Origin of the sequence: Burkholderia anthinoferrum (genome assembly GCF_002925705.1) — a bacterium.
GTDB classification, from domain to species: domain Bacteria; phylum Pseudomonadota; class Gammaproteobacteria; order Burkholderiales; family Burkholderiaceae; genus Burkholderia; species Burkholderia semiarida.
On sequence record NZ_LFZP01000071.1, the window covers coordinates 67,991 to 82,147 of the forward strand.

The window sequence follows — 14,157 nt, forward strand, 5'->3', positions numbered from 1 at the left end:
TTCCGACGCCGGCTTCTTCTCGTAATGCTCCGTGACTCCGTAAATAGGCGCCCCACACATGCGTTGTCACGTGACAACTGACGCAAAATGTCGGTGTACCTTGCGCCGAATGGGCGGCACGTGACTCAGCAGGCGCGGACTCGCCCGCATAGCGAGGACCTACGGTGCATAGCTCGCCCTTATTCGTATAAAACACTACAAATTACGTGTTATATATGACAAATTGGACAGCGATCCTCCCGACTTTCGATATCGGCGCTCGAAAAAGGTATGCGCCCCCATTTCCTGGGATCAACGCGGTCATTTTTCGTGAAACAACGTGAAGAAGGCAGCGCAAGTCGTTGCTACATAAGGGTTTCCAGCCGACGTCGATTTTCTGGGAATGTTTCACGACCCGACCCGTTTGGATTCGGCACAGGCATTCGACGCATGGATTCGGCATCAATTGCGGTGCATACGTCCGGTAATTGCAGATGGGTTGAGCCCTTCAGTGGGACGCATGCCTCGGAGCCCGCCCTGCCCTATCGGCGACTACGAGAGGCCATGCAAAGCTGTATGTCTCTTGATAAATGGGGACACATCAACCTCGCTACGATATCTGGGTACGCCTCAGCAGTCGCTCGCCGGTATTGCGTCAGTACGTGCGCACACGGGCGACGTATGGAAGCGGGCGGCCAGCGGATCAAATCCGGGACTCGCCATCTCCAACTGTCCCGTTGAAATGCCAACGGGACTCTTTACTTCCCACCGTTTCCTGTCGCTCAAACTTCGGGGCTCTGCTTCCGGTTGTCACGTGACAACTCACCTTCGATTCACGGATCTGTTGACGAACCGAAAGCTATCGTCCACGCCTGTCTTCCCGAGCAATATGTCTCTTAGGCCGTGTAGCATCGACCCATTTCAACGGTCTTGACGATGCCAAGGTATCCGCGGGCCCGCTTGGCGCTGTTTGTCACGTGACAACTCGTCCCTCTGCCACATAAGCATACGTACTCACAGGCTGGCGCCTCTGTAAATTTATTGAAGTGATTTCTTCGCAGCCAACGTCGCAATCGCATCGAAGGCTTCCGCGCGCCGTACATTCCGGGAAGCGTCGATATCCGGAGACTTGTCACGTGACAACCGGCTGTTTTCGCGATGCCAACGACGATGCCCGCGCGACCGCGCCGATCAGCGTCTATCAACGGCACGAAGTCGTATCAAGTTTCGAGTGAAACCAAAGCACGATGAGGCACCCGGCCTTCGCCCAACCGGGTTCGTTATGGCGCCAAAGAAAAATCCAGTTTTTCACTTCGGCGTTCTTTTTTGCAACCGTGATGGCGTGTTTTTTACGAATCGATGGTTTAGCAACGCCTGGCCGTTCGGCCTATTTGTCACGTAACAACCACAGCGATCAATAAAACGTTCGTGATATTGAACGCATTTCTGGACATTCTGCAAATAACTGCATATATTACGCAAAACTCCTTGGAGGAATTTAATGGCTTTCAAGATCGCCGTCAGTAATCAAAAAGGTGGGACGGGAAAGACGACCATCTCCGTCAACATCGCGGCTGCGTTCGAAGCCGGTGGCAACAAGGTTGCGTTGATCGATGCCGACCCTCAGGGCACTTCCGTCCGTTGGGTCACGAGCGGCGAGAACACGCTGCCGATGACGGTGCTTTCGCTGGCTCCCGCCGGCCGCGGCATCGGCGGCGAGATCAAGAAGCAGGACGCGAACTTCGACGTGATCGTCGTCGACTGTCCCGGCAACCTCGAAGACCCTCGTATCGCCTCCGTCCTCGAAGTGGCGGATTTCTGCCTGGTGCCGCTTTCGCCGTCACCGGCCGATCTGTACAGCACCGTCGCGATGATCCGCATGATCGAGTCGATGCGCGCCGTTCGAAATCCTCAACTTTCTTCCGCATTAATGCTGAATAGCGTTAATGGAAAAACTAAAATGCGTGAAGAAATTTTAAAAATTTTAAGGGCAGAAGAAATAGGGGAGCATCTGCTCGACAGCCAGATCGCGCAACGCGAGGTCTATCGTCAGACGTTCGCGCTCGGCACTACGATCCATCACCACAATCGATACCTGAAGGGCCTGAAGGAAGCCCGCGCGGAAATCGAAAAGCTGGTCACGGAGATGGCCCAATACATCGCGTCGACGCGCGCTACCGGAGCCGCCCATGGCTAAGGACACCTCGAAAGACAAGAAGCCGACCGGCAACCTGCATCTGGCGGCCGGCCTGTTGCGCGGACTCGCGCAGGAAAATGCGGCGCTCGAAACGCGGCTGCCCGAGCCGGCGGCCGCACCGGTTGCCGTCGCCGAAGCCGCGCCCGCCGGTACCCCGGCCGCGACCACGCCCGCCGGTACGCCCGATCTGGGCGCGCCGCAGAAGGTGCTGGTGAAGGACTGCATCCCGAACCCGTTCAACCCGCGCGTGTTCTACTCGGAATCGAGCCTGCACGAGCTTGCCTTGACGTTGAAACGGGAAGGGCAGATCGAGCCGATCAAGGTCACACGGCTCCCCGAGTTTCCCGGCAAGCTCGTCGTGATCGACGGGCAACGCCGGCTGCGCGCGACGAGCATCAACGGCGACGAGACGATCAATGCGACGTTCCGCACGGATCACACGCCCGAGCAGCTCTATACGATCGCGTATCGGGCGAACCACGACCACGAACGCCAGACGATCTTCGACGATGCGGTCGCGTGGAAACGTCTCCTCGACGAGAAGGTCTTTGCCGACCAGAACACGCTGGCGGAGAAAATCGGCAAGGACAAGGCGTCGATCAGCAAGACGCTGTCGCTGAACGCGCTGCCGAACACGCTGCTGGAGCGGATGGCCAGTGCCAACGACGTGGTCGGCCTGCAGGCGGCGTACTTCCTGAAGCTGATCTTCGAACGCCTGGGCGAGGCGACGGCCGACCGGCTGCTGACGGCCGTGATCGAACGGAAGAAATCCGTCCGCGATCTCGAGAATTTCCTGCGTGCGCAGAGCGACGGCGCCAAGAAGGCCGGCCGCACGCGCTACAGCGTTCGTCATGATTTTGCGCTCGAATCGCGCGCGATCGGCCAGTTGAAGACTTATCCGGACGGGCGCCTCGATCTGCAGCTCAAGGGCGTCGACGCATCCCACCAGGAAGCGCTCGCCGACAAGCTCAAGACCGTCATCGACGCGTACGTCGCCGAGCTGGCGGCAACGGCAAAGTAACGCGCCCCCGGCAAAAGGCCTCGCCCCGCGCGCTGCGTCGCGAAGCCGGACCGCAACACGGCCCGGTGCACGGCGCGCACGATGGCGAGGCCTCGTTCAGTTGCCCGCGAGGCTGCTTTTCAGCAGGAATTCCAGCAGGTCGTCCGAGGTAGGCTCGCCCCACGTATCGAGCGCCAGCCATCGGAAGAAGCTCGTCTGCGCAAGCTTGCTCGCCTTCTTCTTCGGCGACAGCGTCAGGTCCTTCGAACCCGCCACCGTCTCGTTGTAACGCTCGATCAGCTTGGTCTGGTCGTCGATCTCCAGCTCGCGGAAATACGCGCCGGCTTCCTCGACCTTCGCCGCCAGATACTTGTCGCGAATCTGTTCCTGCTTGCTCTGCGCGGATTCCTTCGCCGGTGCGGCCGCTTCGGTTCCCTGCCCGTCGGCCAGCGTGTAACCGTGCGTCAGCGCCTTGCGGAAATACGCGGCGACGTTGTCGACCGGCGCCGCATTCTTCTTCGTGGTTCGATTGAGCGTATAGGCGATCGCCGCCTTGATGCGCTGCACGCCGTATTGCGTGATCAGCCGGCGCGCTTCCGAGCGCGGAATGCCGAACTTCGCGACTTCCTCGACCAGCGCTTCATTCTTGACGTCGCCTTCTTCGACCGTATCGGTGCTCTGCTTGCGCGTTACCTTGAACTGCACGGCTTCCACGCTGCGGCCGGATTTGTGTTCGATCAGCTCGAGCGTGTGGTCCGATACTTCGTTCACCTCCTGAATGCACGGCACCAGCACCTTGCTCTTGAACAGCTTGTACTCCTTGTACGACTGAGACGCCTTGTCCTGGCCGAGAATCAGGTCACGGAATTTCGGCAGAGGAATCTTCGCGGTGATGCCGATCCCTTCGTAGCGCACCGTGTTTTCCCATAGCGCAAGCGAGTGCGACCGCCGGAACTCGCGAGCGATCCGCATATCGATCAGCGCGTAGATCTCGGGGTTGAGCAGTTCGCTGCGAATCTGGTCGGAGAAGCTGTACTTCAGCACCGATTGCTCGAGTTCGGCGCCGGCGAGCAGGCCTGACGCTTTCCAGACCGTCGAACGGTCCGCGGCCAGGTAGTCCCAGTTGACGACGGTGCTGATCAGCGAGTTGACCGTGTCCTTCACGTACTTCGTGTTGTTGCTGTTCAGCCCGCTCTCGTGCGACAGCGACGCGATCGAGATCGAGAAACTCGTCCGGCCCGGCTCGAACGCCTCCTGCCGAAGCGCGTTCTTGATCAGCGAGCTGAACATCTTGCGCTGCTGCAGGCCGATCTTTCCCGACTTCGGCGCGATATGAATCGCCTGGACCGCCTTGCGCAGCAAGTCGGGTGGCTCGGGGGTCTGAAACAGCGAAACCTGTTTGTCTGAGCCTTTGCTTGCGGGCTTGCGCGGCATCGTGGTGTCCGGGTAAGGTTGCCTTATTGAAAGCGGACTTTATACCTTTTCGCGCGACGGAGCAACGTCCTTGCTCCAGCATCACTTTCACTATCCCGCCTAAGCATCAGATAACAAAGGAAAAATTTCAATTGATAGACTTGCGCAGCGCCCCATATCCGTCTACCTTTTGATCAAAATTCCTCCCAAAAGCCGCTACCTTTCCTGTCGGCACCGGCAAGCCCGGCACAAGATTTGCCACGGCGAAGGTAGCCATCCATGGGGGCAAATGAGCGGAATCGAGATCGTCGGGAGGATTCGTGGTGCCCCGCAGCACCACCGCTGTTTTCTCCCATAGCTTGCTACCTTCATCGATTCCCATAGGAGGGTACCTGTCAGCATCCTCGATAGTCTTGCTGTTTGTCCCGAAGGTGGAAATCGCCCCCATAAATGGCAACCATTCCGTTTCCCCATAAAAGGTAACCTGTGTACGGTATTGGTCCTGTCTATGGGAAGGCTTCGTGGAACCGACGGGCGCTAGACAGCGAATTGACTCCGAAGGGCTCCCATAAACGGGTACCTTCGAGATTCCCCATAACCGGCTACCCGAAGGAAATCGCCGTGCACATATCCGACTACCGGCCGAGAAAAGAACCCCATAAAAAGCTACCTTCACGTGTTCCCATAGACGGCTACCCAACGAGATGGATGGTCGATTTCCCATAACCGGATACGTTCGCCCCATATCCACAACCCTGATTCCCCACAACGCGGTACCCCAAACCCCAAATCCACAGACCTGAAACCCCAAACCCTTCCACCTGTGGTCCCATAAATGGGTACCGAACACGGCTCAAACCCTTGCCAGATAAGGCTGTGAGCCGTCTAAAAGTAGTTAAAGAAGTAAACGTGGTTTACCAAAGATGTAAACACACGTGTGCTTGCACAAAAAAACGAACCCCATAAACCGCTACCAATGGGAGCCGTCTGTGGGACGCGAGGCCCTTCAACCACTCGGTCCACGCCGCTCGGTCCTGTTCAAGGCGCCGTTTCTGGGAGGCTTCAGGCCTGACAATGCATTCCGAGGAGGTAAGCGCCCACTCACAAACCGCGAAACGTAGAAACTTATGGGAAGAAATCCTCGGATTCGGCAGAGAGGTTCCCGTTTATGGGACCCCGAAACCTGTCCCGTGGCAGCCCGCCATCTGCGCTGGACCGCCGGAACGGATGCCGTCACTTTCCCCACAGCAGTTCGAAATCATCCTGCACCGCCACGGGCGTGGTTTTTTGTCCTCGTGCTGCCTCGTCCGTGGACAAGTTTTTTGTCGCGCGCATGGGACGCCACTCGCCAAATTTAGCCCGTGGACTGTGCGGGAGGGACCGGCGCCGGACCGCTTTTCTTCCGTGCGCCCCGTCCGTTTTTCTACCTTTGGAGCCGGGCACCGTGCGGGACCCGTCACAGGCAGGGAAAGACTCGTGCCACGGCATGAACTCGGGCCCGGCGCCAAAATGCCGCGCACGGATTCCCCGTGCCTGGGACGATCTCGGCGGAATTCATCGAGAGCGCCCGAGCGAATGTGAACACTTCATCGATGCCGAAGCTCACCGCAATCGAATTGGCCCACTGCTCCCGAACCTGCTCACCTTCCAAAGAACCTGGAATCCCGTAAAAGCTCACCGATCGGGCGGAGCACAGGTATAAGCAGGCTGTGCGGATCGCTGCTCCGTGCAGATAAGGAACCATTGATGGGAGCAATCAGAAACGATCGGCATCCATGCGCTGCGCCCGACGCGTCGACACGCACGGTCGCCCGAACGGACAAGCCTCCACCGCCATGCGCGCATTTACCCGACAAGCGTTGCTCGTTCATATCGGGTTCCCGTGCATTCCTGCAATCAGTCGGACCGACGTCTTCGCCGTTCACGCAACCCCACCTTTCCCGTCAGACCTGCCAATCGACGAAGCGTCTTGCCTCCACAGGTACTTTCTGCATCACGATGCCGCGAAGCGTGCGGGACCCATTACCGCCCACCGCAACGACGCACCATAGTCGTCTCGATCGCCGACGAACCGAATCGTGGTCGTTTATGGGAGAAACCGCCGCTCGAGCCGCATCGCCCGCTGATGCGACGTACGGATCGACTGCTGTTGCGGTGATCGAGCAAGCACGACGATCTTCACGTCGCGCATGCGCGCATCGATATCACCACCGGTGAAACGGCCGTCGGCGCGTCGCGCCGTATCGCATACGACTCCTCCCGTCACCGACCGCGGAAACCGTGTTGTCTCCCATACGTGTATCCCGATTCCGTCGTCACGTTCGCGCCACATTTTTTGCGACACGGTTATGATGCACAGGTCCTGATCGCGACATGACGATCGATCAGGGCGGGGGCGGTATCTCGATGGTCTTTCAAACCGTGATAGTTATCAAAAAAGAGAGTTCAGCGATGCGAATCCAGATCAGAAAACTCACGTTGGCAGCTACTGCAGCCGCTTTCCTGTTCGGCTCGGCGGTTCCTGCGTTTGCGCAGACCGATGCTGCCAGCGCGCCGGCTGCACAGGACGCGAAGGCAGCGAAGAGCGAAGCGCGCAAGGCGGCCAGGGCTAAACGCAAAGCCGAGCGCAAGGCCGCGCGTGCGAAGAACAACGCCGAACTGAAGAAACTCGAAGACGCCGGCTACAAGCCGGCGGCCAACGATCCGAACTATCCGCAGAACCTGCAGAACGCGGAGAAGAAGGCCGCAGGTGCGGCAAGCCAGTAAGCGTCGTTCGGCGGCAAGCCGCGGTTCGATCCGCGGCTTGCCGCGTGCATCGCGATCACGCGATGCGTGAAGGCAAGAACGTTCGGCAGGTTTATTCCATTTAATTCGGAATCCTGTATGTCGTGACGATGCACGCCCCGCGGGCGGGTGCGATCAATCCTGCCCGTCCGACGCAGTCGCGCTTCCCGCCACCTTCAGCCAGTCCTTGAACGCGCGTACGGCGTCGTCATCCGCTCGCGCGGACGCCACATACGTGAAGTAGCGCCACGGCGGCAGCGCAGGTTCGCTGAACGGCTGCACGAGCCGGCCTTCGGCGATGTCGTCGGCGACGAGCGCGATCGGCCCCATCGCGACGCCGAGCCCGTCGAGCGCGCCTTGCAACGTCAGGTAGAAATGCTCGAGCGTGAGCGAGTGCCGCGGGACGAGATTCGGATGCCCGGCGGCCGCGAACCATTCCGGCCACATGCCCGGATAGGTCGCCGCGTGCAGCAGTGTGAAGCCGGCGAGATCGGCGGGCGTATCCAGCGACCGGCCCTCCAGCAGCTTCGGTGCACACACCGGCAGCCGGACTTCGGACAGGAATTCCTCCGCGACGTATCCGTCGACGGCCTGCGGGCCGCCGCGAACGATCAGGTCGACCTTGTCGCGCAACTTTTCGATCGGCTCGTTCGACGTCGACAGCCGCACCTCGATGGCCGGATGCGCGACCTGGAACGACGACAGCTTCGGGACGAGCCAGCGCAGCGAGAACGTCGCAGGCGCGCTGACGCGCAACACGCGCTGCTGCGCGTGGCCGAAATGCTGCGCGGTGGCGAGCGCGATCCGGTCGAACGATGCGCCGACCTCGGCGAGGTACGCGCGTCCGGACGCAGTCAGTTCGACGCGCCGGTTGTGGCGTTCGAACAGCGGCCGCCCGAGCCACGCTTCAAGTTGCTGCACGTGCCGGCTGATCGCGCCGTGCGTCACGCACAGCTCGTCGGCAGCCTGGGTGAAGGTGCCGAGCCGCGCGGCGGCCTCGAACGCGCGCAGCGAATTCAACGGAGGGAGTCGTCGGGCCATTGCATCGTTTCGTGTGATATTTACTCACACGATGGTTGAGGTTTAATCGTTTGATCGTGTGTTCCTGCTGCGCCAATATGGCACACAAACGGCCGATTCGGCCGAACGAGTGTCTGAATTTCTCACATGGAGTGCGGAGCATGCCGAACGTGGTGGTCGTGGGCGCCCAATGGGGTGACGAAGGCAAGGGGCGCGTCGTGGACTGGCTGGCGGCACAGGCCGATCTCGTCGCACGCTACAACGGCGGCCACAACGCGGGGCACACGCTCGTCGTGGACGGCAACACGTACAAGCTCGCGCTGCTGCCGAGCGGTATCGTGCGCGGCAAGCGCGGCGTGATCGGCAACGGCGTGGCGCTTGACCCCGAAGCGCTGCTCGCGGAAATCGGGCGGATGGCCGCGCTCGGGCTGCCGGTGACGCCGGAGAACCTGTCGATCGCGGAGAACGCGACGCTGGTGCTGCCGATTCACCGTGCGATCGACCAGGCGCAGGAGCGGCTGCGCCGCGAACCCATCGGCACCACGTTGCGCGGAATCGGGCCGGCCTACGAGGACAAGGTCGGGCGTCGCGGGCTGCGCGTCGGCGATCTCGCGGAACCGCACGGGCTCGCCGCCAGGCTCGACGTGCTGGTCGATCATCACAACGCGTGGTTCCGCGGCCTGGGGCTCGACGAGTACGATCGCGACGCGATGCTGGCGACACTCGTTGCGCTCGCACCGAAGATCTTGCCGTTCGTGCGTCCGGTCTGGGCCGACCTCAACGACGCGACTGACCGCGGCGAGCGCATTCTGTTCGAGGGTTCGCAGGCCGTGATGCTGGACATCGACTGGGGCACGTATCCGTTCGTGACGTCGTCGGGCACCGTGGCGTCGGCCGCGGCGGCGGGCACCGGGCTCGGTGCGGCGAAGCTCGGCCACGTGCTGGGTGTCACGAAGGCGTATGCGACGCGGGTCGGCGGCGGCCCGTTCCTCACCGAGCTGACCGACGCCACCGGCGAAACGCTGCGCGCGCGTGGACAGGAGTTCGGCGTCAACACGGGCCGGCCGCGCCGCTGCGGATGGCTCGACGCCGCGCAACTGCGCCAGGCCGTCAGGATTTCGGGCATCGATTCGCTGGCGCTCACCAAGCTCGACGTGCTCGACGGTTTCGAATCGATCGAGCTGTGCGTCGGTTACGAATTCGGCGGCGCGCGCGTCGACCATCTGCCCGCGAGCCTCGATGCGCAGTCGCGCGCGAAGCCGCTCTACGAACGGTTCGAAGGCTGGCAAGGCTCCGTGAAGGGTGTGCGCGAGCGTGCGGCGCTGCCGCGGGCCGCGCGGGATTTCGTCGCGCGCATCGAGGCCGTGGCGGGTGCGCCGGTGTCGATGATCACGACCGGCGCGGAGCGCGACGACACGATCGTGTTGCGCAATCCGTTCGATGCGGCGGGCGCTGCGTAACGCGCGAGATGCGAACGGCGTCAATCGAGCGGCTGGCGGCATGACGGTTTGCGGGTCGTTTTCGGCGGCCGATGCCGTTGGCCCGTCGGTACGTCCGATACGCCTGTATGCACGGTCCCGATGCCGTCCGGCGAGCCGCCCGGCAGCACGATTCGGCAGCCGGATCACGCCGCCTACGACGAACTGGACACGCCTGCAACGCTGCTGTACTGTTCCGCACAATTCGCGCCGGACCGGCGTGTGCCGGCGCCGTCGGCACCGTGGCTGCACGGCGGTGCGACGTGACAATCCCCGGGAACAGGTCGATGGACACGTTACAGATGATGCGCATTTTCGTCCGGGTCGCGGAGGAGGGCAGCTTCACGAGCGCGGCCCAGCGTCTGGACATCACGACGGCCTACGCGTCGCGCTCGGTCGCGCAACTCGAAACGCATCTGCGCACGCGCCTGCTCAACCGCAGCACGCGCCGCATCGCGCTGACCGACGCCGGGCAGCGCTATCTCGACCGCTGCCAGCGCATCCTCGGCTATATCGACGAAGCGGAAGCCGAGGCGGCCGATGCACAGGCGAAGCCGTCCGGACGGCTGCGCGTTCATGCGACGACGAGTTTCGGCCAGTCCTACGTGGTGCCTGCGGTCGTGCGCTACCGCGAGCGCTATCCGTCCGTCGCGGTCGAGCTGACGCTGTCGCAGCACGTGCCCGACATCATCGACGAAGGCTACGACGTGTCGCTGCAGTTGAGCACGACGGAGCTACCCGATTCCGGGCTGGTATCGCAGCGGCTCGGTGACGTGGGCAGCGTGCTGTGCGCGTCGCCTGCCTACCTGAAGGCGCGCGGCACGCCGCGCACGGTCAGCGATCTCGCCGGGCATGCGTGCCTGCGGCTCGTCACGCCGCTCTTTCCGCGCGACCGCTGGCATCTCGACGGCCCGAACGGCCGCGAAACGTTCGAGCTGCCGGTACCGGATTTCGAAGTGAATATCGCCGATGCGCTCGGCGCCGCGCTGCGCGCGGGGCTCGGGATCGGCTCGCTGCCGATGTCCGCGGCGCTGCCCGCGCTCGCGAGCGGCGCACTGGTTCGCGTGCTGCCCGACTACCGGCTGCAGAAGCTGACGGTCTACACGCTGTATGCGTCGCGTCAGTATCTCGATGCGAAGATCCGCACGTTCGTCGATTTCCTGCGGGAGTGCGTGCCCGAAATGCTGGCCGCCGACGAGGCTGCATCGAATGCTTGCTGCGCGTCCCGTCATGCCTGATTCGCGCGAGGGCGCAGCCGCCCGACGATCGAGCAGGTGACGAAGCGCCGCCTCGCACGCGATATCCATTCACGGTATGACGCGCGACAGCGGCACCGCTTCGCCGCGCAGCCTCGCGACGTCGCGGCCCGGCGCATCGCCGAACAGCCGCGCGTATTCGCGACTGAACTGCGACGCGCTCACGTAGCCGACACTTCGGCACGCCTGCCGCGCGTCCATTGCCGCGAGGCACATCAGATGGCGCGCTTCCTGCAGCCGCAGCACCTTCTGGCATTGCAACGGGCTCATCGACGTGACCGCACGAAAGTGATGGTGGAACGTCGACGGGCTCATCCCCACCTGCCGCGCGAGCGAGTCGACCGCCATCGGGTCGAGGTAATGGTCGCGAATCCAGGCGACGGCGCGCGAAATGCGCTGGGTGGTCGAACCGGCGTCGCCGATCTGCGCGACGCGCGCGCCCGACGGGCCGCGCAGCAGCCGGATCAGGATTTCGTCGACGATCAGCGGCGCGAGCAGATCGAGGTCGTCCGGTTGCGCGATCAGGTGCATCAGCCGGGCCACGGCGTCGACGATTTCCGGCGTCGCGTCGTGCGTCGCGAGTGCCCGGCAGTCGACGGCTTTCGGCAGCCCGCGCGGAAACACGCGCGGCGTGAGCGCCGCGATGCGATGCGGATCGAGTGCGAGCTGCACGTAAAGGAACGGCTCGGCCGGGTTCGCGCGTGTCACACGTCCGGTCACGGGCAGGTCGGCGGTTGCGACCAGCATCCGCGATGCGTCGATCGTGTAGGTATCGTCGCCGACCCGCATCGACTTCGCGCCTTGCCCGACGATGCTCAGGCACGCGTGGTGCACGCCGTGGCTCCACTGCGCCGGCGGCGCGCAAGCACGCGCGATGCGCATGCCGCGCAGCGGGAGGTCGAACATGCCGTCGTGCGGCGCGTACGCGGCGATCAGCGCCGCGAGCCGGGCCGCGGGCGACCGGGCTGGCGACCAACCATCATGATCCGGCGGCGTGCGCGGTTGCGGTGGCGTTCGGGCGTCGATTTCCATGTTGCATGAGCGGTTGACGGAGTGGGCGATGCGATGCGCGGCTGCCGTCCCCTGTCGAGGTGCTGGCACGGCGATCAATCGTACTGTGAAGTTGCGTGCGCAGGATTGCCTAAACCTGTCCGAAATTAGCCCGATCATCCGGACCTGCATGCTCGACGGATGCGTCACGCGCCGTTGCACGGTGTGCGGCGCACAAATTCGGAAATTAAGGCAAAACAATCGCAGGATCGGGCAAGCCATTTCCCGGCGGTTTCCCTACCATTGCACCTGCTGAAGAAATGCGATTCAGCGTGCCCGGATGGCGCGGGCAATACCGTGCGCGTGATGCGCGGTCGCCGCCGGCCTTGTCGCGTGCGTCGCCGCGGCGAATCGCCGGGAAAGACTCAGGACTGCTATTGAACGATCGTGCATCGGGCTTGCCGAGGCCGGTTTGCGTCCGTTGCAAGCCGGATCGCGCCTGTCGCGCACGGGCCGACCGATCCGGATGAGCCGGCGTCGGGGCCGCCGCATTGGCCGGCTCGATGCGGGCCGGCGCGCGGCGCGGCGTCCGGTGCAGGTATACGGGCAGTCGTGCGCGCAGGGGAATCCGGAGAAATGGACCAACTTCAATCGATTCGGGCATTCGTGACGGTGGCAAGGGAAGGCGGGTTTCGTCGGGCGGCGACGCGCTTGCGCGTGTCGACGGCGATGGCGAGCCGGCTCGTCGAAGCGCTCGAGACGCGCCTCGGCGCGCGCTTGCTTCAACGCAGCACGAGCCATCAGTCGCTGACCGAAATCGGCGAGCTGTATCTCGCGCGCGTCGAGCGGATCCTCGGTGCGATCGACGAGATCGACGGCCGTTTCGTCGCGATGGGCAGCAAGCCGGAAGGCGTATTGCGCGTGGCCGCACCGGTTGCGTTCGGGCTCAGCCAGTTGAGCGCGTTGCTCGATCGTTTCGTGCACCGGTTTCCGGACGTGCGGCCGACCGTGACGCTGACCGATGCCCATGTCGACCTGACCGCCGAGGACATCGACGTCGCGTTCCTGACGGATGGCATGCCGGTGTCCGGCGCGCACGCGTTGCATACGCTGGCTGCGTACGAATCCGTGCGCGTCGCGGCGCCGGCTTACGTCGCCGCGCACGGCGGCGCGGCTGCGTCGGGCGACTGGCCGGACATCGCGGCCGTGCGGCTGGAGCGGGCGGCGGCCGACGACGACCGCGCGGCCGGGATTCGATCCGGTGTAGCACCCGGCAATACGGGCGTCGGCCATCTCGAGATGGTGCGGCGACTCGCCGTCGCCGGCATGGGCGCGGCGGTGCTGCCCGCGTATCTCGTCGATGCCGATCTGGCGGCCGGCACACTGGTGCGCGTGGCCCCGGTCCACCCGCTCGCGCCCGTCACGCTGAAGCTCGCGCATGCGCGTGCCGCGCGTCTGCCGGCTGCCGCGCGCGCGTTCATCGAATTCGCCGGCGCCGCATTTCGACCCGCGCGCTAGCGGTCTGGCCGAATCCATGGCAACGCGATCCCGCCGGAGGCGCGGGCTCGCCGTTCTTTTTCGGAAGCAGTTCGGCACACGAACGCTCCGCAGGGTGCAACGCACACCCGCAACACGCGTCCGCATCCGCGGCGGACAGGAAGCTGCAGGTCCGCCGCGCGTCAGGGCCATGAGGAGATCTGATGATTCCCATTGAAGGTCGTCTAATTGTGAGAGGTCGCTCCATGCGCGTCGAACGGGTTCCATACCGCTTAATCACTGCCGCAACGGCTGCCGTTTTCCTGGCTGCCTGCGGAAAAAAAGAATCGGCACCGCCGCCGCAAACACCGGAAGTCGGCGTCGTTACCGTCCAGCCGCAAGCCGTGCCGGCCGTGACCGAACTGCCGGGCCGCACCAGCGCATTCCTCGTCGCGCAAGTGCGGGCGCGGGTCGACGGCATCGTGCGGCGCCGTGAATTCACCGAAGGCACCGACGTCAAGGCCGGTCAGCGCCTCTACAAGATCGATCCGGCGCCGTACATCG

The 14,157-nt window shown here is 63.3% G+C and carries 10 protein-coding genes and 1 pseudogene; 7 read left to right on the forward strand and 4 right to left on the reverse strand.

All coding sequences use genetic code 11. The annotated features are described in order from the left end of the window. Positions 1 to 1,480 precede the first annotated feature (1,480 nt). Entirely contained in the window at positions 1,481 to 2,176 is a 696-nt protein-coding gene (locus tag C5F75_RS35125) for a ParA family protein (protein WP_006497839.1), read from the forward strand. Next, a complete protein-coding gene (locus C5F75_RS35130) occupies positions 2,169 to 3,197 on the forward strand; it encodes a ParB/RepB/Spo0J family partition protein (RefSeq protein WP_059579544.1) in 1,029 nt (342 codons plus the stop codon). Before C5F75_RS35125 ends, C5F75_RS35130 begins: the two co-directional genes overlap by 8 nt. 96 nt (positions 3,198 to 3,293) lie before the next feature. Here C5F75_RS35130 and C5F75_RS35135 read toward each other — a convergent pair whose 3' ends face one another. Continuing rightward, positions 3,294 to 4,610, reverse strand: coding sequence for a replication initiation protein (locus C5F75_RS35135; protein WP_059579547.1), 1,317 nt, complete (start codon positions 4,608 to 4,610; stop codon positions 3,294 to 3,296). Positions 4,611 to 4,737: 127 nt separating this feature from the next. After that, entirely contained in the window at positions 4,738 to 4,971 is a 234-nt protein-coding gene (locus C5F75_RS36600) for a hypothetical protein (RefSeq protein WP_124659385.1), read from the reverse strand. A gap of 2,069 nt (positions 4,972 to 7,040) precedes the next feature. On the opposite strand from C5F75_RS36600, the gene C5F75_RS35150 reads away from it, so the two are divergent. Then, positions 7,041 to 7,355: a hypothetical protein gene (locus C5F75_RS35150; protein ID WP_059579550.1), complete on the forward strand. Its 315-nt coding sequence runs from the start codon at positions 7,041 to 7,043 to the stop codon at positions 7,353 to 7,355. 153 nt (positions 7,356 to 7,508) lie between these two features. On the opposite strand, the gene gcvA is transcribed toward C5F75_RS35150, so the two are convergent. After that, a complete protein-coding gene (gene gcvA, locus C5F75_RS35155) occupies positions 7,509 to 8,414 on the reverse strand; it encodes a transcriptional regulator GcvA (RefSeq protein ID WP_059579552.1) in 906 nt (301 codons plus the stop codon). 140 nt (positions 8,415 to 8,554) lie between these two features. On the opposite strand from gcvA, the gene C5F75_RS35160 reads away from it, so the two are divergent. Together C5F75_RS35160 and C5F75_RS35165 are read left to right on the forward strand one after the other, a co-directional pair. After that, entirely contained in the window at positions 8,555 to 9,853 is a 1,299-nt protein-coding gene (locus C5F75_RS35160; RefSeq protein ID WP_059579555.1) for an adenylosuccinate synthase, read from the forward strand. Between the two features lie 305 nt (positions 9,854 to 10,158). Further along, on the forward strand, positions 10,159 to 11,109 hold the full coding sequence (locus C5F75_RS35165) for a LysR family transcriptional regulator (protein WP_059579558.1): 951 nt from the start codon (positions 10,159 to 10,161) through the stop codon (positions 11,107 to 11,109). 69 nt (positions 11,110 to 11,178) lie between these two features. Here the strand turns inward: C5F75_RS35165 and C5F75_RS35170 are convergent, their stop codons facing one another. After that, a complete protein-coding gene (locus C5F75_RS35170; protein WP_181035513.1) occupies positions 11,179 to 12,159 on the reverse strand; it encodes an AraC family transcriptional regulator in 981 nt (326 codons plus the stop codon). Positions 12,160 to 12,753: 594 nt separating this feature from the next. On the opposite strand from C5F75_RS35170, the gene C5F75_RS35180 reads away from it, so the two are divergent. Both C5F75_RS35180 and C5F75_RS35185 read left to right on the forward strand, forming a co-directional pair. Continuing rightward, positions 12,754 to 13,635 (forward strand): LysR family transcriptional regulator, encoded by an 882-nt coding sequence (locus C5F75_RS35180; RefSeq protein ID WP_059579561.1) that lies wholly within the window; start codon positions 12,754 to 12,756, stop codon positions 13,633 to 13,635. Positions 13,636 to 13,859: 224 nt separating this feature from the next. After that, a pseudogene (locus tag C5F75_RS35185) lies at positions 13,860 to 14,157 on the forward strand (efflux transporter periplasmic adaptor subunit); the annotation flags it as partial.